Annotated in this window: 2 protein-coding genes; both read left to right on the forward strand. The window is 75.7% G+C overall.

Features of this window, described 5'->3' with window-relative positions; translation table 11 throughout:
• A partial coding sequence (locus AB0I76_RS28635) for an acyl carrier protein (protein WP_357041880.1) occupies positions 1 to 475 on the forward strand: 475 nt, incomplete at its 5' end.
• An 11-nt stretch (positions 476 to 486) separates the two neighbouring features.
• The coding region (locus AB0I76_RS28640) for a polyketide synthase (RefSeq protein WP_357041883.1) at positions 487 to 2006 on the forward strand (1520 nt) is incomplete at its 3' end.

Raw genomic sequence — 2006 nt, forward strand, 5'->3', positions numbered from 1 at the left:
CGGCGCCCGGCCCGCGCCGGCAACCCCGACGATGCCGCGCGGCTGGCTGCGCGAGGAACTGGACCGTACCGCGCCGGACGAGCGGGAGGGCCGGCTCCGGGTGGCGGTGCGCGGGGTGGCCGGCGAGGCGCTGGGTGATCCCGGCGCGCTCGACGACGACGCCGGCTTCGTCGACCTCGGGCTCGACTCGATCATGGTCATCGACCTGCGGACCCGGCTGTCGCACGCGCTCGCCGTCGACCTGCCGGCCACGGTCGCCATCGACCACCCGAGCATCGCGCAGGTCGCCGCGTACGCGATCGACCTGCTCTACCCCGACGACGAGCCGGCCGACGCCGCGTCGCACGCCGACGCCTGGTCCGGGTCGTACGTCGGTCCGGCGCACGACCCGGCCGGGACGGACGGCGACCTGGCGGATCTGTCGATCGACGAGCTGGTCCGGGCCGTGCGGGCGGACCTGGCCATGGAGGAGTGAGGGACGTGACGATGGACGCCACCGAGTTGCGGCGACTGGTGGAGGACCAGCTGCGGCTCTCCCGCCGGCAGCAGGCCCGGATCCGCGAACTGGAGCGCGAGCACCGCCCCCCGCTCGCCGTCGTCGGGCTCGGCCTGCGCTTCCCCGGAGACCTGCGGACGCCGGAGCAGTTCTGGGACTTCCTGCGCGGCGACGCACACGCGGTCACCGGCATCCCCGACGACCGGCCCGGCCTCCGGGCCGCGTACCAGCCGGGGCCGGTCCGCCCGGGACGCTCCTACGTGGACCGGGCCGCCTTCCTGGCCGACATCGGCCACTTCGACGCGGACTTCTTCGGCATCTCCCAGCGGGAGGCCGAGCTGCTCGACCCGCAGCAGCGGCTGCTGCTGGAGACCGCCTGGGAGGCGCTGGAACGGGCCGGGGTGGCCATCCGCCGCGCCGACCGGCTGGACGTCGGCGTCTACCTCGGCATGATGGCCTCCGAGTACGGTGAGCGGCTGGCGGTGCGGGAGGACAAGACGCCGCTCGACCCGTACTACGCCACCGGCGGCGGACTCTGCTTCGGCGCCGGTCGGATCAGCTTCGTGATGGGCTTCGCCGGCCCGGTGGTCAGCGTGGACACCGCCTGCTCCTCCTCCTTGGTGGCGATGCACCTGGCGGTCCGCGCGCTGCGCGCCGGGGAGTGCCGGTACGCGCTGGTCTGCGGCTCGAACCTGCTGCTGTCGCCGAACCTGATGGTGTCGCTGTGCCAGAGCCGGGCGCTCTCCCCCGAGGGGCGCTCCAAGTCCTTCCTGGCCTCCGCCGACGGGTACGGTCGCGGCGAGGGCGTCGGGGTGCTGGTCCTCATGCGCCTGGACGAGGCGGAACGGGAGGGCCGGCCGATCCTGGCCGTGGTCCGGGGCAGCGCGGTCAACCACGACGGGGCGGCCTCCGGGCTGACCGTGCCCAGCGGCCCGGCCCAGCAGCAGGTGGTCCGGGCGGCCCTCGCCGACGCCGGGGTGGCCGCTGCCGACGTCGGCTGGGTCGAGGCGCACGGCACCGGCACGCTCCTCGGCGACCCGGTCGAGGTGGGCGCCCTGGACGCCGCCCTGGGCCCGGCGGTCCGGGAGCGCGGCGTCCCGCTCGGCGTCGGCAGCGTCAAGGCCCGGCTCAACCACCTGGAGGCCGCCTCCGGCGTTGCCGGGCTGATGAAGACCGTGCTGATGCTGCACCACGGCGAGATTCCGCCGGCCGCCGACGAGTCCGACGGCCCGCTCAACGAGCACATCCCCTGGGACCGGCTCGGCTTCACCGTGCCCCGGCGGACCGCGCCCTGGCCGGCGGCGCTGCCCCGCCGGGTGGCCGGGGTGAACTCGTTCGGGATGAGCGGCACCAACGCCCACGTGGTGCTCGAGGCGTACCGGCCGCGGGAGGCGGTCGCGCCGGTCGCGCCGGACGGTCCCGAGCTGCTCACCCTCTCCGCCCGGGATTCCCAGGCCCTGGCCATCGTCGGCGCCGCCGTGGTGGCGCGGCTGCGCGCCACCGATCCTGC

Source organism: Micromonospora sp. NPDC049799 (assembly GCF_040656655.1).
Lineage (GTDB): Bacteria > Actinomycetota > Actinomycetes > Mycobacteriales > Micromonosporaceae > Micromonospora.